The organism is Pseudomonas versuta, from assembly GCF_001294575.1.
GTDB classification, from domain to species: domain Bacteria; phylum Pseudomonadota; class Gammaproteobacteria; order Pseudomonadales; family Pseudomonadaceae; genus Aquipseudomonas; species Aquipseudomonas versuta.
The window spans coordinates 2,196,947-2,215,536 of record NZ_CP012676.1 but is presented as its reverse complement, the minus strand read 5'-3'; the positions used below and the strand labels follow the sequence as shown (position 1 = coordinate 2,215,536).

At 49.0% G+C, this 18,590-nt stretch carries 14 protein-coding genes and 2 pseudogenes; 5 read left to right on the top strand and 11 right to left on the bottom strand.

Annotated features, from left to right (window positions below; translation table 11 throughout):
- The first annotated feature begins 36 nt into the window (after positions 1-36).
- Positions 37-453, top strand: a complete 417-nt coding sequence (locus AOC04_RS09835; protein WP_060692870.1) for an Ivy family c-type lysozyme inhibitor — start codon at positions 37-39, stop codon at positions 451-453.
- Between the two features lie 340 nt (positions 454-793).
- On the opposite strand, the gene AOC04_RS09830 is transcribed toward AOC04_RS09835, so the two are convergent.
- Positions 794-1,111: a DUF2388 domain-containing protein gene (locus AOC04_RS09830; RefSeq protein WP_060696922.1), complete on the bottom strand. Its 318-nt coding sequence runs from the start codon at positions 1,109-1,111 to the stop codon at positions 794-796.
- A 432-nt stretch (positions 1,112-1,543) separates the two neighbouring features.
- A pseudogene (locus AOC04_RS24370) lies at positions 1,544-2,254 on the bottom strand (serine protease).
- A gap of 525 nt (positions 2,255-2,779) precedes the next feature.
- Between AOC04_RS24370 and AOC04_RS09825 the strand changes: the two are divergent.
- The 4 genes and pseudogenes from AOC04_RS09825 (at position 2,780) to AOC04_RS09805 (ending at position 8,512) form a co-directional block, all read left to right on the top strand.
- On the top strand, positions 2,780-3,349 hold the full coding sequence (locus AOC04_RS09825) for a YceI family protein (protein ID WP_060692868.1): 570 nt from the start codon (positions 2,780-2,782) through the stop codon (positions 3,347-3,349).
- Between the two features lie 267 nt (positions 3,350-3,616).
- Positions 3,617-4,838: pseudogene (chrA, locus tag AOC04_RS09820) on the top strand (chromate efflux transporter).
- Positions 4,839-5,464: 626 nt separating this feature from the next.
- On the top strand, positions 5,465-7,408 hold the full coding sequence (locus AOC04_RS09810; protein WP_157883477.1) for a right-handed parallel beta-helix repeat-containing protein: 1,944 nt from the start codon (positions 5,465-5,467) through the stop codon (positions 7,406-7,408).
- 492 nt (positions 7,409-7,900) lie between these two features.
- The gene (locus AOC04_RS09805; RefSeq protein WP_060692863.1) at positions 7,901-8,512 is read left to right on the top strand and encodes a hypothetical protein; all 612 of its coding nucleotides are present in this window, start codon (positions 7,901-7,903) and stop codon (positions 8,510-8,512) included.
- Between the two features lie 283 nt (positions 8,513-8,795).
- Here AOC04_RS09805 and AOC04_RS09800 read toward each other — a convergent pair whose 3' ends face one another.
- The 9 genes from AOC04_RS09800 to AOC04_RS09765 all read right to left on the bottom strand — a co-directional run bounded on the left by AOC04_RS09800 (position 8,796) and on the right by AOC04_RS09765 (position 18,503).
- The gene (locus tag AOC04_RS09800; protein ID WP_060692861.1) at positions 8,796-10,184 is read right to left on the bottom strand and encodes an undecaprenyl-phosphate glucose phosphotransferase; all 1,389 of its coding nucleotides are present in this window, start codon (positions 10,182-10,184) and stop codon (positions 8,796-8,798) included.
- 280 nt (positions 10,185-10,464) lie between these two features.
- Positions 10,465-10,800: a winged helix-turn-helix domain-containing protein gene (locus AOC04_RS23450; protein ID WP_082363685.1), complete on the bottom strand. Its 336-nt coding sequence runs from the start codon at positions 10,798-10,800 to the stop codon at positions 10,465-10,467.
- 345 nt (positions 10,801-11,145) lie between these two features.
- Positions 11,146-11,850, bottom strand: coding sequence for a helix-turn-helix domain-containing protein (locus AOC04_RS09790; protein ID WP_060692859.1), 705 nt, complete (start codon positions 11,848-11,850; stop codon positions 11,146-11,148).
- A 591-nt stretch (positions 11,851-12,441) separates the two neighbouring features.
- Positions 12,442-14,523, bottom strand: coding sequence for a YjbH domain-containing protein (locus tag AOC04_RS09785; RefSeq protein ID WP_060692858.1), 2,082 nt, complete (start codon positions 14,521-14,523; stop codon positions 12,442-12,444).
- Positions 14,520-15,287 carry a capsule biosynthesis GfcC family protein gene (locus AOC04_RS09780; protein ID WP_060692856.1) on the bottom strand — a complete coding sequence of 256 codons (768 nt, stop codon included), beginning with the start codon at positions 15,285-15,287 and terminating at the stop codon, positions 14,520-14,522. The genes AOC04_RS09785 and AOC04_RS09780 overlap by 4 nt, the downstream gene beginning before the upstream one ends.
- Positions 15,284-15,943 carry a YjbF family lipoprotein gene (locus AOC04_RS09775; protein WP_060692854.1) on the bottom strand — a complete coding sequence of 220 codons (660 nt, stop codon included), beginning with the start codon at positions 15,941-15,943 and terminating at the stop codon, positions 15,284-15,286. The genes AOC04_RS09780 and AOC04_RS09775 overlap by 4 nt, the downstream gene beginning before the upstream one ends.
- 13 nt (positions 15,944-15,956) lie before the next feature.
- Positions 15,957-17,069: a polysaccharide biosynthesis/export family protein gene (locus AOC04_RS09770; RefSeq protein ID WP_073514926.1), complete on the bottom strand. Its 1,113-nt coding sequence runs from the start codon at positions 17,067-17,069 to the stop codon at positions 15,957-15,959.
- 87 nt (positions 17,070-17,156) lie between these two features.
- Positions 17,157-17,546 carry a hypothetical protein gene (locus tag AOC04_RS23445; RefSeq protein ID WP_237178902.1) on the bottom strand — a complete coding sequence of 130 codons (390 nt, stop codon included), beginning with the start codon at positions 17,544-17,546 and terminating at the stop codon, positions 17,157-17,159.
- 255 nt (positions 17,547-17,801) lie between these two features.
- Positions 17,802-18,503 carry a WecB/TagA/CpsF family glycosyltransferase gene (locus AOC04_RS09765; protein ID WP_269465022.1) on the bottom strand — a complete coding sequence of 234 codons (702 nt, stop codon included), beginning with the start codon at positions 18,501-18,503 and terminating at the stop codon, positions 17,802-17,804.
- Positions 18,504-18,590: the final 87 nt, after the last annotated feature.

Here is an 18,590-nt window from a genome sequence, read left to right as displayed (position 1 = left end):
ATGCGCTCACCAAGTTGCTTACAGGGAGTTATTGAAATGAAAAAAGCACGCCTCTCAATCCTGGCTGGATCTTGCATGATGTTAATCGCGGCTGGAGCTTCAGCGGAGCAATATTTGCCCGAGTTGGCCAGTAAGACTCCGTACAAAAAAGCCTATGCTGAGATGCTCAGCTTCCCTGGCTGGGTCAGCAAAGCCCAGGGCACCGCATCGCCGGTTGAGAGGGTTTCGGTTGAAGGAAAAAGCTTCACCGTTGGGCATATGTGCAAGCCACACGACTGTGCAGACAATCAGCTCAGTGTTGTTTTTAATGCCGATGGAACCAAGTCCTGGGGACTTCTCGCGACGCGTTCAGCGGATGGAGAGGCCTTCAACAAACAGCTGCTGGGCAACCCTGACAACGTTGTCGAGGGGCTTCTAAACAAGTCCTTCTCTGATAACAACCCAGAAGACTAAAGTGTGGAGCAAGATTTGGCGGACTTGTAATACTGCCATGAGCTTCTACGCGGCTTAGTTGACCGCTCCTTTACTGGCTTGGCCATGAACTGCCTTTTCTTTAATTCTGCGGGCCGACAGGTTTTGTCGTTTGCATTGCAGGGGGCGGGTTATGCGACCCATGCGACCGAGGGACTGGCGAACACGGTCAGCACCTGCAACCTCGCCGCCGCACGCGGCGACGACCCGGTGTTCAAGCGTGGCAGCAGCCCCATACCGCCACAACGGCGACCCGCAGCAAACGCCCAACCCTTACCTTCAGGCCTGGCGTCTGCGCGACACTATGTGAGGTGTTGTCCCGTTACTCCCAAGCTACGGCGTTTTTCGCCAGAATCGCATTCGCCAGTTCCATGTCCGTGGCCTGCAGATCAGGGTTGTCGAAGCGGGCTTTTTGCATGGCGGCTTCAAGGTACGGGCCTCGGATGCCACCGTCGCTTGCGACAAAACTGCTTGCATCGTCCCGGGCTGCAACGATCAGCTTGCGATCCTTGAGCGTCAGGTAAGTCGAACTACTGGTGGCGCCGGACGAGATGACGTCACCCAAAAAGCTGTTAGCCATCGCTGTGCCGACAGTGAGGGACAAGCAGGCGAGGGTAGCGATAGCAGGTTTAAGACGCATGATGGGGGACTCCTCTGGGTTAACTATGGATTGCCAATCCTCCCTCATCACGGGTTTCCATTCGGTTAACGACCCCTGATACGCAGCGACGTCAGCCGCTGGCGATTTCGCCTCGCGGATCGCACTACCCGCAAAAATTAACTGTGGGAATGTAAAGGTTCATGCCGCCAAGAGATTTCAGCAGCATGGCTTTTTGAATACGCGGGAGCTCTGTTGTCCGGATTACTTGTCGCCTCAATCCATATCAGGCACTACGTCATACACGTCAGGGTTGGTAGCGCGCAGGTACAACGAGGCGGTACACAGGGCTAATGGCGAAAGACTTTCGTGATCTATGAACAATAAATTCAGGACGACTGAAAAGTCAGCCCTGAAAGTATAATTACTAAACGTGCTCAAGTTATGTTTGCAGGCCGTAAAAAATGTTCTTGTTTATGTGGCTTTTATATTCAGTGGGCTCAAACCTAAACTAGAGCAGAAATCAGTTTTCGGGGCAGGGCCTGTCGGGCTATGTTGGTTATTAAGCTGAGCCTGGAACATTCTCCACTCGCGCGCAATAATTGAGTAAGGGACAAAGATACTCACCCTCTCGGCACCTCTTAAACCGGCCTGAGTCGCTACATCGTGTGGTGTCACCGAGTAGTAACCTGCATTTATACCGACAACACTGCCGTCACTTCCGATCACCGGCCCACCTGACATCCCTTTAATTACTGGCGCATCGTGGATGCCATAAAGATCACCGCTATTTTATTTTAAATTACGGAAGGGGGTTTGATATACCTTACCCTTGCCCGTGGTGGTCATCAGATAGGGACTGATGCCCGCGGAAGTTACGTTCTCACCCAGGCATGGTGCTCGCCACGAAGGATAGTGACCGTCTGCTTTGTGCTTGATGAAGGCGAGGTCGCAGCCTGTACTGCAGGTGTATGCGACGTCGGGCAAGAATGGAGTATGTCGTGTCGTTACGGCGTAATCTTCGTTCCACTGCACTGCCGAGCCCGTATATAGAAACGGTGCTGGAAAGCCTGAGTAGACTACAAAGTATGAGTCATTAATGGGGCCCGAAAAGTCGGGTTTGACGAAGCCGTTGCATCCTGCAATAGAAAGTGCTATTAGCAAAATGCTTATTATCTTGATCATTATAAATTTTCTGCTTATAGAAGTAATGCAGCCGAGTGTTATTGTCAGTATTTTGACAACATAGAAGATAGCGCCTAAATCATCTGTTCGGTTGGGCGCTGTATTACTTATAGTCGAGTTTTTAATAATATGAACTAATAATTCCAGCTGGAGCTATCTGAAAACTCGCGCGCTGTTGGTGTCGGCCCGGAGGCGAGGGGTGTGCTGGATCGAATTAGAGCGCCAGAACGGGCGTCCCCTTCAGCCCATCGCGCTTGAGTTTAGTTTCCTGGGGCGCTTTGAGTTTTCTTTGATTTTATACTTTGTACAGATCCAGTACATACCCGCGCTGATCAGTATGTAACCTGTATTAGAATGGACGAAATTGAAGGCGCCTTCTTCCCCGTTCACCGCACCATTGAAACTTTCACTGGCGATGTAACTGCCCATGCTGATAGCCAAGCAACCCGCGGGCAACTGCTTTTCGTCGATTGCAGCCAGTGCTGACAGACTACAATCGGTAAGGATCCGGTCCTGGAGAGTGCAATGAGCCCTCGATCGCTACGCACCATCGCACTGGCTGTCACTTTCACGCTCGGCTCTTCTCCTGGAGCTGATGCCGCCGAATACACCAACGTCAACCCCAGCGCCAGCACCCTAAGTTTTACCTACAACCAGATGGGATCAAAGGTATATGGCACGTTTGGAAAATTTGTCGGGACCCTCGATTTCGACACCGAACACCCCGAGGCGGCCCGGGCCAAACTGACCATCGACCTCGACAGCATCGATGCCGGTAGCGAAGACGCCAACACTGAGTTGCAAAAGCCTGCCTGGTTCGACACCACTGCTTATCCAGTGGCGATCTTTGAGTCGACCCGCATTAAAGACCTGGGCAATAACCGCTACCAGTTCATTGGCAACCTTACACTCAGGGGGCTTACCAAGGAGGTGACAGTGCCGGTGCTTCTGAAGTCTGAGCGAACCATCGGCATCTTCGACGCAGAGTTGCTGCTCAAACGCAGTGACTTCAACGTTGGCGCAGGCGAGTGGTCTGACAGTTTTGTTTCCGACGATATCGACATACGATTGCGGATAGTGACACCGGAACATTGATCCCACTGCGTCCCAAGTCCCTGTCTATTTATGGCGTGAACCGGCCCTGATACTCTGCAATAACGACTTTTTGCTTAGTACCTTATCGAGCACCCCTTCAGCCGAATACCATGACCAGAACTCAATGATTCGAACGTTCACTGCACTGACATCACGGGCACCAGGAATGCTAACCACCTCGTAGCCTGCCTGCCGGTAAGCGGTGGCGACGGCATCACCCACCAACTCAGAAACGGTACACCCTTTAGGCAATTAGGGATGATGATCATGTCAGAACAACCTAGTCCCCGGGTGGTTGCGCCTGATTCTCCCTGGTTGGTCTTTCTGATTTTCCTGCGTTTAGGGTTATCGTCTTTTGGAGGCCCGATTGCGCATTTAGCATACTTTCATGAAGAGTTCGTTGCCCGTCGCCAGTGGCTAAGTGAACGTAGTTATATTGATTTGGTTGCGCTATGCCATTTCCTGCCCGGCCCAGCGAGTAGCCAGGTAGGCATCGGATTAGGGTTATCGAGAGCAGGGCTCCCCGGCGCTATTGCTGCATGGCTAGGGTTCGCATTGCCGTCGGCAATCATTCTGGTTGTGTTCGCCCAGGGAATGTCTACTTGGGGCAATTATTTGCCTGAGGGGATAACGCACGGACTAAAGATTGTTGCTGTTGCAGTGGTGGCGCAAGCCGTGCGGGGGATGGCGCGTCATTTATGCCCCGATGCTATTCGCGTGACAATCGCAGTGTTGTCTACCTGCGTTGTGCTCTTTTGGCCCAATGTAATGGGACAGGTCGGAGTAATACTCTTCACTGCCATTGTTGGTTTGTTCTTGTTTAAGCCCGTTTTAGGTCAAACAACGGAGCCCCTCCCGATATCGGTGAGTCGCAAGGCTGGAGGGATTTCGTTAGCCGTGTTCTTCGCTTTATTGGTGGGAATACCAGTATTACAGCAGGTCTGGCCCACGCAAACCCTGGCTATGGTTAACGTCTTCTACCGTGCGGGCTCATTAGTATTCGGCGGGGGCATGTGGTGTTACCACTCCTTCAGGCCGCGACGGTCCCCAATGGTTGGGTTAACAGCGAAACCTTTTTGGCAGGGTATGGCTTGGCGCAGGCCGTACCAGGCCACTTACGACCTTTGCAGCATTTCTTGGTGCTTCCATGAACGTCGCGCCTTCTGGCTGGGCAGGTGCTCCTACGTGCCTTATAGCCATTTTTACCCCTTCATTTCTGCTCGTGGTTGGCGTTCTGCCATTTTGGGAGCAACTGAGGCGCAGCGTTCGTACCCAGGCTGCACTGGCAGGGGTCAATGCGGGGGTAGTGGGGCTTCTATTGGCCGCTTTGTATAACCCGGTCTGGACGAGTGCCATAGTGAAACCTCAGGACTTCGGATTGGCGCTGATAGCTTTTGTAGCCTTAAAGTTTTGGAAGATACCCCCTTGGTTGGTCGTGTTGGGTAGTGGGCTATCCGGATGGTTCTTGAACAGTGCTATTAGATTGTGAACATCTTTTGGAATCGGCTAATAAGCGCTTGAGGTACAGACGTTTTGCAGAATTTGAGTGATTGAATTGCGAGCTCAAGAAAAAAATCCCAGCCCCGCCTTCCATAAGCAGGTAAATGGGAGGCGGGGCTCCGTACTGAAGAAGGTCAACGGGAAATACAACTGTGGCAAAAAAGATCGTGGTATCGCTCTAACTGGTCGATAGGTCAAGGATACCCTCTCTTTGTAATGTCTATAGGAACAGAAATTTCATGTGCGCAGCTTTTGAGCGTTGCTCACAAAGGGTTGGGCGAGTCCGCGATTATCAGAGTTGCCGGGGCGAGCGAGGAAATCGCTACCTGGTCGCTCACAGCTCTGTCCGGTCAAGTTTTGGGCGGCTCAGCTTTCGGCGATGTAAAAAACGTCTGTGAGAGCCAGAATTGACCTCGACAATATGAAGATTGAGTCATTCCGGTAATGGCCACTCTGGCCATTACATCTGTACCGAATTTCCATCGGTATACTGTTGCCTTTTCCTGTTTTCGAGGTTGAGTCGTCATGGTAAGTCGCCGGCAATTGTTAAAACTGAGCGCCCTCAGCACCGCATCCTTCGCAGCGCCGCTAGCGTATTCTGCGAGCAATATAACCATGACGCATAACACTGGAAATCCGATAGGGTCAACGTCGCCGAAAGATCTGACCGATAACACCAAAAATCTGGATCTGTTTTTGAACGGAGATAATCCGTTATACCCTGATCGCAATGGTGTACCGCGTAAGTCATGGAAGGGGATGGAGGGGGAATTTAATGCGGGCCAGGCTCATCGGGAATCAGTGTTTGTTACAGATCAGGATAAACGGGAAGTTAAGTTTTCATCGTTCTTAGATGCCAGTGGATATGAGGCCCCTGTGCCATATGCCTCAGGTTTTTCGCTGGTTCGCCCTACTCAGACGATCACCTATCTTGGTAAGGAATATAGGGCTAAGAGTGCCTTTCTACCTCTGATCACTACCAACTGGGTAGTTGATGAGTCAAAGCTTAAACTGGTCGGGGATGATGCCCTGAGACAGGACGTGGCAGACTCCTCCGATCCAAAAAAAGGGGCTCGGATGATCGGGTTCTCAGACAGGCTTGCTCCCTCCTATTTGAAAACAGTAAGCGATATTTTGAATGCTGGCAGTGTTTCAGTGATGCGGTTCATCAGTCGAGATGAGCATGCTGCATTGTATGCAGGCGATTCTGAAAAAGATTACACCACCAATATTAATGAGGCGTTCGCGTCAATGATTAACGGTGGAGAGCTGACCCTTCCTCCAGTAACCTTCAATACTACAGGGCTTGAATTTTCGAGTGCTCACAACCTAAAAATCACGGGGATGGGTTGGAAATCTGTGATTAAAAATAATAGCAGGACTTGTGCTCACGGCATCTGGGTGCGCGGTGATATTGCGGAAGATCGTACTTACGGATTAGATATTTCTTCACTGACTCTAGAAGGTAATCCCGCAAGCGGAGATGGCCTGCGTCTCGATAGACTAGGGTGGTATGACGTCGATGCCAAAGAGGCGAGTGTAACCAATATCCATAAACTTAAAGTAATGAATAGCGGAAAAAATGGTATCCAGGTAGGTCGAAATTCGACAGAGGGAGCGGGAAACTCTGTTAATATAATTGGGTCCGTAATACGTTGTAGTGGCAGAACGGGAATTGTAGGTGTCGGCCAGACAAATATGATAAATGTGTTGGGGTGTAATATCACGCTCAGTGCTCGAGATGGAGTGGAACTTAACCAGGTGGCAAGTACTAATGCAGTAACGCACACACTAATTGCCGATAATAAGCGCTATGGGGTATACGCATTCCGGTGTGAGCAGCCGATGATTACTCATAATGGATTTAATCGGAATGGAGGAGGAGGTCTAGCGTTTAGTGGCGTCCCTTTAGGTTCAATAAAATACACTGAGGCCGGATTGATATTTGCCAATCTTTTTGGGGCTAATGGTAAATTGTCAACTTCTAGTCGCGAGGTTTCGATCTACGCTTCCAAAGGTATTAATATTCTGGCTAACTACTTCTATGGTACTGGTCAGAAATCAATGATCTACCTTGGTGATTATGCAGAAGGTATAGCTATATCAGGAAACCATTTTAAAGATCTGACTACAGAGGCTATGCTTGAAATTAAATCAGGGGTAGTTGGTACTACTTATACATTTGATGATGACGTGGATGAGTCTAATCTTCGTAATATTATGTCAAATAAAGTTGTGCAGCACGTTGTAGAGTCTGGAGCGAGTTTTTTGCAGACTCGTAACTCTCTGAGTGACTTGGAACCCAGATTTATTATTGACGGCGACGGCGCAATGAGTTGGGGTGCGGGAAATAAATCTGTAGATGTATCCCTGAAGAGAGTCACTCCTGAAATGATAACTTGCTCGGGCGGCATTCAGGCGAGTACCTTAATGGTGGCTGATGGTATCTCAACGCCTAGCGCAGTGAATGGGTATGCTCGTTTATTTCTAGACTCTTCAGACGGCCAACTGAAAATCCGTATGCCAAATGGTGATATACGGACATTCACTTTTACATGAATTTTATGAGTGGTGTTGGGTTTTATGCTGTCTGAATTAAATTAATTTAGTGATCGGTTTTTTGAAAGTACGAGCTGCTAGCCAAGATATGTGTGGTGGTTTTCAACTGATTGGGTTAATAGAGTTTCAGGAAGAGATTGAGAGTTTCGTGCTAGTTAGGTTTTTTCTGATATTAGCTTGGATAGATTAACAGCAGCAGTCTGAGTGGGTTTAAGTATGAAGTTTTTAAGTCAATTGCTGGGCAAGTGCTTTAAGGGTTTATGCTCCGGATTTAATTTCCTCCCACCTCGATTGAATTTTAGTGCGATCTGCCAATTTGGAATAAGTGTGACTAGAAATTAATGGTTTATAATCGGCACTGCAATCGTGTACTTAGCAACTTCTGATTTTAAATCTTCGACTTAGGTGCTGCCAGACTTCCAAGTATTTCACATTTATTGGGGCGGGCGGAAAAGATGTTTCTGAAGCTAATATGGTGAGAAAGAGGGTTGCATGGACGTGAGGCTATATATCACACAATACGCGGGTATTACCGTGATGTTACCGGCAGCGCTAGTCGTCGCCGCATGGCTATGGTCTGCTGCGTCGAAGAGAATCGCTTTTTTATGGTTGGCTGTGTTGCTCTCTGCCTATTTCGTCGTGTGCGTAAGCAAGGTTCTATTCAAAGGCTGGGGTATTGGCCTTGAGGCGTTGAATATAGCGGTCTTTAGCGGTCATGCGATGAACGCCTGTTTGGTGTTTTCTGTGATGTTAAGTCTGTTGCTTCAGCAGTTGGACCGCCGGTTTCGTTGGCCCGCGCTCGGCGTAGGACTGCTGGTAGCCTGGTGGTTCTGTCTTAATTACGTAGGGCGAACAATTCATCCTTTAGCTGAAGCAATAGCTGGTGCACTGATTGGGTCACTTGCCGCGTGTATTTTCCTATTTAGGTTGGAGAAAGAAGACATCGGTGAAATTTCCAAACCGGTGATAGCTGCTGGGTTGGCTGTGGTATTGGTCTGCAGCTGGATTCCAAAATATACGGCTGAAGGTCTGTTGGATCAAATAGCAATATCGCTGTCGGGGGGCAAGCATGTATTCAAACGGGTGTTTCCGGGTAGCGATTAATACGAACTTTATGATGGGTAACAGCATTATAAGATGTGTAGCTAACAGCTAGGATTACATACAGGCTGGCCCGATAGAGAAGGAAGACAGCTCAGAACATTACAAACAGCGAAATTTAAGATGGTCTAAGTCTCCCTTATTTTAATGTGTTAATCATCTCCTTAACCTTGCACTTGTAAATCCGAGGGTTGATGGTGTAAGTCATTAATTTATAAACACTTGAGCATAAAAAACCCTACAGGCTCAAGTCTGCAGGGTTTTCTGGTGTAGTTACATAATTAGATCAATAAATATCTTTTGATATTAGGGTGAACGGGGTCTTGATCATGATTTTTATATCGAGCCACAACGACCAGTTGTTGATGTAGTCAAGGTCGATCTCGACCCGTTTTTGCATCTTGTCAAGGGTGTCTGTTTCACCGCGGCATCCACTTATTTGTGCCAGGCCCGTGATACCGGGCTTGATCCGATGGCGGGCCATGTAGGCATGGATTTTCCCGGTGTAATAATCATTGTGGGCAACGGCATGTGGGCGTGGTCCTACAAGGGCCATATCACCATGAAGAACGTTGAACAGCTGCGGTAACTCATCCAGTGAAGTTCTCCGTATAAAGCGGCCGACCGCAGTCACACGAGAGTCATGTCGACTAGCTTGTTGTACGTGTTTGTCGTCATGAACCTGCATGGAACGAAACTTCCAGACTTGTATTACTTTACCGTTCCATCCATGACGTTGTTGTTTGAAAAGAATAGGCCCAGGTGAGCTTAATTTAACGGCTAATGCAATGACAATCAGGACCGGGCTAAGCAATATGATTGCGCTTAACGATAAAGATCGCTCCATAAGTGCCTTGCTAAAAGCGGCCGTAGGATGGCTAGTCAACGGGCTTTCATTTAAGTGAATAGCTGGACGACCGCCAACTTCACTGACAGAGTGGTTCAGCAATAACATGCTGTCCAGGTCTGGTACCCAGACCACATCAACATTCATATCTAAGAGGTCAATATAAAGAGCTTCAATACGCTGCGCATCTTGTAATGATAAAGCAATGTAAAGACGTCGTATGTTGTGCTCAGTAATCAGTGCCCGTAGCTGTGTCAACTCGCCGACAATTAGTGGAGAGTTTTCAGAATCCTCAAAGGGGGATGCGCTGACCACGCCAACAAGAGGGAAGTGGTTTTGTTGAACAAAACTGTCTGCAAGCTTTAAGGCAACACCGTCAGAACCAATAATAAGGCTGTTGTAGTGATGATTTATCCGTTGGTGATAGTAGCGGGATAAGTAATGAAGTATCAAATAAGCAGGAACTTGAATGGCATAGGCGAGGAAAGCCCAACTAATCAAGATCTCACGAGAAAATAATTCGTTGGATTTGGTGATAAATCCAATAATGCTTAGGGATGCCAATATAAACGTCCATCCGCACAGCAGGCGAATGAGTCCGTTAAAGTATGTGTGTCTTTTATAAAAAGCACGGGTTGCGGAATAGGCGGGCACTGAAAGGAGCACAGTTAAAATGGCAAGTGTTCTGTAATGGAGATCAATAGCACCATTTTTGGAATACACCATAATAAATAGTGCTGATATGACGAGGCTCATAGAAATGAACCACTGTCCCCAAAAGGTGAGCCCTTTGGTGATGGATTTTCTATCTATACGAGTATGTATCAAGGTATCAGCCTTGTATAAGTTCTTGTCTAAATGAAAATTGCTGGCGATATAATCGTGCGCGCTGCATTTCTCATGTGTCGGATCGGCGGTGCTTTGATTATGGGGGGCTGAACTAACTGTCGATAATAAGGGATATTAAAATTCAGTGCCCGACTATTTATAACAATTGGGATGATGGCGGATAGCCATCTTCTCTTTCGTGGAGCTCAACTTTAATACTCAGACTGCGTGCTATCAACTGTCGATATTTAATAAGGGTATTGGTGTTACGCATCAAGCATTAGTACGCGCTTTTCACTTCTTGGACCAGGCAGTAGCCTCGGTTGCGCACGGAGCGAAAAAGGCGTTCGCCAAAAGCATTTTTGAATTTGCTCTGAAGCCGACTTAGGCACATCTCCAATCCTCTATAATTATCTGCGTCTTTATCGATGCCGAGAATCAGCTCTTGCTTGCTGCAAATACGTGCTTCGTTGAATATCAGTGTCTTTATTAGCAGGGATTCAATTGCTGTAAGCTGAATCCGGGCTGAGACTGTGAACAGTTCTCGTGACTGGAGATCGAACAGCCAAGTTTCATGTACAGAGGAGTGCGGGGGAGGCGTTTGATTAGGTGGCATTGGAACGCTGCGCCGACGTTATGCTCAAGGCTGGAGTCGCAAAAACCTTGAGGTAGTGGAAATGAGTTTTTAGAGACGGCTGTTTTCTTGGGTAACTTTTACGGTGTGACGCGCTACCTGTTCCTACGAAAATAATGCCGTCTGCTATGCTACTTCTCTGTGCTGGAATATATCCATTTATATAGGGCGCGTGATTAACAATTTTAAACTCAGGTTTCATAATTTAACTACATCCCTGTGTCACTGTTGATACGGTAAATCCGGCATCATATATTTCACCATCACAGAGCCACGAATCTCTGGTAAACCTTTTCGGTTCGTTGCTATGAGATTTGAAAATATATATTATCCCGAAACCGTCTCCCTACGCAGTCGATAACCAAATGCTCGAATACTGAATATAAGTTCTAGATGGTAAGCTTTTTTTATTTTGGTTCTTAAGCGGCTGATGGTTTTTTCCAAGGCCCTTGGATCATAAAAGACGATATTTGGGTCAAGTGTTTTTGCAATGTCATCCTGACTCATCGCATGATTTGGTGCTCGCAGCAGTGCATCAATGATGATCATTTCGGTGTACGAAATTTCAAGTTTGCTGGTGTTGGTGCTTAATAAAAGTCGTGTACGGTCAAGGAATAACTGAGTTTTTTTCTTCCAGTGTGACTCGTTGATTGTACGCATTAAGAGCTTTGACTTTTCATCAGGATCTGTTGGCAATTTTATACAGTGGTCCGCCCCGGCAAGGTAATAATTTATACTTGAAAAAGATTTGGTATAGGTTGCCAATATGAAGATACAAGCTGTTTGATTGACCTGGCGGAATTTTTTAACTAATTCAAAACTGTCAATGACGTTTTCCGATAATCCTACCTCTATAAAAAATGCACTTGTGCCGTAAAAATTATGCTCCTTGGCTTTTACGTAATCGTAGGCGTCTATATGCTTAGCGTCTGAAGAGATAAGCTTTTTAATATCGTCATTAAGCGCTTCAGTTTGTATACAACTCAATACGGAAGCTGTATTTAAATCGACCTTGTATCCTGCGGAAAGCATATCACCTAACCCAAATACCTAGAGGCGGCCTGATTTTGCCATACCCGCCCATGTGAAAACCGACAATTTATAACATTAGGGGGTGTGCATTTCATAGCTCGATGAAAGTCTGTCCACAGGTCATAACCTAGAGAGGTGTTCACTGCACACTGCCAGATGACGTACACGGCCGAGGATTTTGAATTGCGTGGAAGGCATGATTCTAGCTTGTACCGTATTCGGTTAGACGTTTTTAACGCATTTCGAGTGGTTATCTACGTAAGGCCCAGGTCATACGCAGTATGCTCACAACGCCTCAGGAATTGGTCGTTACCTTGCAAAGAGAGCATCTCTGCATTAGAAAAGACGCTTAGGCATATTTCTGAACATCCGTTGATGCTTGTAGTCAGTTCTGTCCAGTGGGGCTTGATCTGCAGAGGAAGCGTGACTACTCGTTGACAGGGCAGGCAAGCTTGCAGGGGATGAAGCACTTGGTCTTCCAGAGCAAAAACTTCCGTAATAGGTTGCGAGTGCTGGCTGCTGCTGCAGACCAGCACGGATACGGTAAAATTCAAGTACCTTGCCAAATCATCAACTATTGGTGATGTTCATTCACTCTGTGATTTTTTCGATGTTTTCATAGAATGCATCCCGGTTTCTGCCATCAGTCATCGTGTGCAACGAGTATTGGCGATGAAGCATCGCGCCACCGTCTCGAGTAAGTGGCGCCCACGCTATGTTGGCGCGGCTCATGGTGGATACGCTCATCATTTCGTCGAATGGAATAGAGATATAAATCCCTTTGTCGAAGCTACCTTCACCATATTCTTCTGCAGAAGCAGTAGTTCGTGTCACCCAGCCACCGAATTTCACGCCATTGCCGAATTCGCGTGAGATATCGATTGTGGTGCCCCAGTCGCGTGCCAGATAACGACCGACACTTACTGCTGCATCAAGGTCGAATGGCAGTTTGGTGTAGGTAGTTACGTGACCGGTCAGCGTTCTGTAGTCCCGCAGTCCAAAACCCTGATCAAACTCACGCTGGCTCACATAATTCAAATCGGCTCCAATCGACCAGCGCTCGCCCATCGGACGGTATAGCAACTCGCCGCCGACACCTGCGTACATGGGTTCGAGATAACCGCCGTAGACCATGCCATATAAATCCTGGCCCAGTTTTTGAGCGTGGTTCAATTGCAGTGCTGGCATAGTCACTTCGGAAGTGGTGACGTATTGACGTATATCCGTACGCACTCGCGGCAGGTTGCTTGGGGCGTCGTATTTAAATTTGTCATAATTGTTCAGCAGGTTGGCGCTGATGCCACCACTTGCCCAGGTACCAGGAGTAAATCGGTATTGGCCTTCTGCATAGGCATTGATCTGGTACAGAAGAAATCCGTCGGGGCCGCCGAGGTTCTGTTGATATCCCAAACCGAAACCATAGGTAAAAGGATCAGCTTTCTGGCTGTACAGTGTGTTCTCCACATGCGGATCGGCCCGGTTAATCTCGGCAGTGCGGTGCAGGGCAACCAGATCCTGTTCGTTGTTGACTACGTCGCGGAACGTTTTGCGCGGCACGCTGGTTTCTTCAACTGGCATGCCATAACGCTTCCCAACCATCGTGAACCACTGAATATCGTCATTCGCAGTATTGTCCAAAATCCTGCTGGCTCTTCCCACGGCCTTGGCCGGATAGAAGTACTTCGATTGCTCGCCGTACACCATCAGTTCTGAATCACGCTGAGCAATTCGTTCCACTTTATAGCCAGCGTTGTTTTCCAGCTTTTTCGAAACCTCTGCCCAGTCAACCTGATTCAATGGCGTGGTCGGTGCTTTAGAAGGTAGCGGCTCGGCAGGTGGATCGTAGGTTTTGGCTGGTGCCTTGCGACTAACAAAGTTGGTATGCAGCGTGATGCCGAATAGCGCGGTATTGCCGCGTTCCCATCCAGCAGTAAGGTCAATGTTTTCATTAAGTTTATAGACTGCGCCAATATTTATGGGGGAGTCCTGTTTCAAGCTGCTATTTAATGGTTCATGTTTGTAGTCATTGCCATCGAACTCGAACTTCATACTTAATGGAGTCCAAGGAGTTTGGTACGTGACACCGCCAAACAAAGATGGGGACCCTCTAAAGTACGAGCTTGTATTTACATTGCCAGCGGTAGAACTAGTTGGTCTTGTTTCAAAGCGACCATCTATGTAGCCTAGTGGGTTATCAAAATCCCCACGGTTACCGATATAACCCCAAGCAATACCTAGACTAAAGTCCAGGTTGTTAAAGCGCTTGTTTGCTACAAAGTACTCACTGGAAAAAAGCCCTGTACCACCGATATCTCGAAAGCCTAATGCAATTTCTGGTAACCAATGAGTCTCTTGCCATAAACGTGCTTTAGCATCAACTGCTTTATCCTTATAGCTTTGACTTCCGCTAAGCGCCTCAACGCCGTACTTGCGGTTGCTAAACGCGGTATAGCGGAATGTACCTTCCAGCCAGTCCAGCGGTTGTAAAGATAAGCTATAACGCGAGTAAGGATCTGTACGGTTGGCGTTCAAACTCAACTCACCAGCAGGAGCCATGCGTGCCGTAGGGGTTTGCAACAGGCCCACACCACCGAAATCATTTTGGGTATAGCGTGGCTCTGCATGGGCCAGGCTGTAAGGCAGTAATACAACAACAGCAAAACGTAACTTCAAGGTGCAACCTCGGCCAACGGTTGAGTGGCGAGAAACTGGGCCAATTGCTCATTCAAATCAGGCGTGGGCAAATCGGGAATGTCGTTGCGCACAGGCACAAGAATCGTGCTGCCGGCGGTGGCATGCACCCCGTCCTCGCGATTCCAAGCGGCGATAGCGACACGACGGTATTTGCCGTCCGGATGGATCAGCCACAGATAGTCAGCTTCTGCCTCTGGTAATGCCGGGCAGTTGTCCAGGTAATCACGTGCTTCTTGCTGCACCTGATAGGGCAGGGTGCAAGGTTTCTCCACAGCTCCGACTACTTTGACGGTATTGGTGCGAGCCGGGTAAACAAGCTGATCACCATCACTGAGCGCATAGTTGCGGGCAAAACCAACTTCCAGCGCAACCGGGTCAAGTACAGCGACCTTGCGACCAGTAACGGGCATTTGGCTCACATCTTCAAACAGACGTGCAGCCAGGGCTGCAAGGGTGCTGTTGTTGTTTAACAGCGCGCCACGTTGCAGCATTTTCAGGTCGAAAAGCACTCCGGCTTTCAACCGTGTCTGTTGCTCCAGCAATGGCTGGTGCAACCAGGCAGCGGCGAACCAGTAGCTTTCAGGATTAGGCCTGGCTTGCTTGACCACATCCAGCAAGCGCGAGCCCGGAGTAAAAGGGAAGGTCCCCGGCTTCGCTGCATCACCGCTTACTGTCACATCGGCGTGGCTAAGTGCGCCATGGCTGAGCAACAGGAATAGGGTCAGTTTTTTCAAATGCTTCACCGGGAGCTCTCCCAGTCAGGACGCAGGTGCACAATTTTCAACTCAAGCTCCGGCGTCAGATACTGTCTGCTCTGCAGCACCAGGCCATCGTCTGGCCGGACCCAATAACGGTTGGTTGCCTTAAACCCCAAGGCAGGGATCTCGAACTCCTCGTCAATCCGCTGTGCCACGTAGCGCTGATCGACGATGGTCACGGTTTCCAGACCTTTGCGGATAAAGCGGCTGTTGACCATCAGGCCGACTTGCTCGCCTTCATAGATATCAATCCAGCGGGTACTGGTTTCACCGTCAACCACATGCTGTAAGCCTCGCTTGAACGGCGACTCTCCGTCGAAACGGGTGCCATCCAAACTTGGTTGCAGTCCTATGGAGCGCACTACCAGACCGTCGCGCATCAGTAACACTTGCTTGCCAGAGGCGACCCAGAACTGCAGATCGCCCAGCTGACGAAGTTTGGCCATTACACCTTCGCTAGAAGGGGTGGTGACCTTGATTTGCGCAAACGGCACCTTTGCGACGTCGGCCGCTGTAACTTGCAGCGGCTCAACGTTGTGGACAGTAGCTTTGAAGGTGTCCAGAGAGCCTTTCATCAGCGGGCTGCAGCCACACAGCAACAAGCACGCCACCAGGCATGAGCGGTTACGAAGAGTTTTCAAAACGGCTCAAACCTTATCGGCTGTTGGCTTCACTGAGGTTGTTACCTGCGGCAGCGCCGGTACCGAGAATGGTCGCCGATGGTAGCAGTTGGCTGATCAAACGGTTCCAGCGCGTTACCTGAGCCGGGCCAACGTAAACGATGTCCTGGGGCTTGAGTTCAAAGCGGTTGGCAATCGCAAAAGCGGTAGGTGACTGCGCGTCCAGCTGAAACACCTTGGCCGGCTCGGTCTCAATGTTGTCTGCACCACGAATGACATACAGCGCATTACCATTGGAAGTGGTTTGATTGAGCCCGCCAACCGAGCCGACTACGTCCGCAAGGTTCATGTGTTTTGTTCTGAATCTGATCGCCTGCGGCACCAGTACCTCACCCATCACATAAATCTTTTTACGATCGTTGTAGGGCAGGTATAACTGGTCGCCATCTTTCAGAAATACGTTCTGCAACTGCGACCCTTGGCTATTGAGAGTATCCAGATCCAGTACATATTCTCTGCCATCCCGGGTAAGAACCAGTCCGGATAAATCGGCATTGAGAGGGTCAATTTCTGCGGCCCCTATTGCCTCGACAACGCTAAGTGGGGAGGTTGTAATAGGTACTGGCCCGGCCTTGACCACAGCGCCCGCTAGAATCGCTTTTTGACTAGCAAAGCGTAATACGCTCAAGTCTACTTGTGGGCTATCAACGTATTGCGCCAAGCGTTGAGCAATGGTCGAACGCAGTTCTTCGATGGTTTTACCCGCCGCGTCGAGCTTGCCAATGTAGGGATAAAAGATTGTGCCATCCGGGCGCACCAAGCGACCGTTCGCGTCAATCTGTTGTTGCGGCCCTGAAGGTGCTGTCAACTCAGGATGGTCCCAAACCGTGATGTACAACACGTCATTGGCCCCGATCCTGTAAGCCTGCGGCTTGAATGCCAGCAATTCTGCTGGCACCGAGCTTGAGACGTGTGTCGCCGCGTTTTGCGCGATCAGCTTGGGAGTGATGGGAATCAACTCGACCCGACTGCTTTCTGGAGAGCCTTCAGTACCGATTTCACTGGTGTCCAGGTATTGACCGGGCGCAAACATACAACCTTGCAGGGCGAGCCCTGCAAGTACCGCGAGCGACAAACTACGAATCATCATTGAGGACACTTGTAAAAGAAACACATCAAAATCAAATACCTGGAAAAATCCAGGTAGTTATTTCCCGTCATCCTGACCAGGTGTTTACCTTGTGCCGGTGGTGCCTGTAGTGCCGGTGGTACCTGTAGTACCTGTAGTACCGCCATTGCTGCCGCCACCGCCACCACCGCCTGCAGCAATTGCGGCAGCACCAGCAGCTACTGCAACGCCTGCGCCAACGGCTGTTGCGGTGCTAACTCCGCCCAAAACGCCGGTTGTAGTTTCCAAGGATTCAGCGGCAGCAACATCAGCATCGACAGACGCATCTGCAGCTGGGGCTACAGCAACTGGAACAGGTTCAACAGCGAAAGCCGATGCGCTTAGGGTCAGAGCAAATGCGGAAACGAGAAATTTGTTCATAGATAAATCCTTTTGATAAATCGTCTGTATTGTCATTGAGACTTGAGTCGGTAAACACACTACTACGAACGCCATGGGTACCAATCAAGCGAAGTCTGTACAGGCATTATAATTCGCAATAACGCTTCAAGAATACCTGTGCAGGGCGAGAATGGTTACTGACGTTTTATAACATCGCTAGCAATTCCAGCCTACTCGCTGCGAGTGCAGACATCCAGGGCTGCGTAGCCTTTTTAATGCTGAAAAATCTAGGGCTGCACTAGTATCAGCCGTGCGAGTTGCTTGTTATCTTTCCACTACGAAGATAAGTTCTTATTGTGACAGTAACATTCATTTTCTGTCAGCCAGGGGCTTAATTTTCTCTTTGGCCAGCAATGCTGCGAACTTCAGGTTGGTACTGAGGTAGCGTTTCCACATCCGGCTAGGTTCCTGAATGACACGGTACAGCCATTCCAAACCGTATTGTTGCATCCACTTCGGAGCTCGCTTGACTTTGCCTGCGACCACGTCGAAGGTTCCGCCTACACCCATCACGAAGTCGACACCCAACTGGTCACGCCAGCGGTTAATGAAGTTTTCCTTCTTCGGTGAGGTGATAGCAACAAACAACAACTGCGCACCGGAAGCGCGAACCTTCTCGACCAGTGCGGCCTCGTCATCCCAGAAATAGCCGTGATGATAACCAGCTACTTTTAGTCTTGGGTAGAGCGCCAATACATTATTGGTGGCGGTTGAAACTACTTCGTCTCTTGCGCCCAATAAAAATACTGAATACTGGTTGGCCTCACTCATTTTCAGCAGTTCATGAAACAGGTCGACACCTGCAACCCGCTCTGGCACGGAGTGGCCGAGAAATCGAGCGCCTAATACCACGCCCATGCCATCAATATTAATGATGTCACATGAATGAACAGACTCTTTAAGTTGAGGGTCGTCACGCATATTTACAAGTTTGGCGACATTCACAACCACGTGCTGGGTGAAGTGACCCTTTGCGATCGAACTTCGAATAGTTTCGACCGTATCGCCCATGGAAGCGACGTCCATCGGGCAGCCTAGTACAGTTATTCTCTTCATATCGAAACGCAGTGATCCTGAGTTGGTGAGGTGTAACTTGGT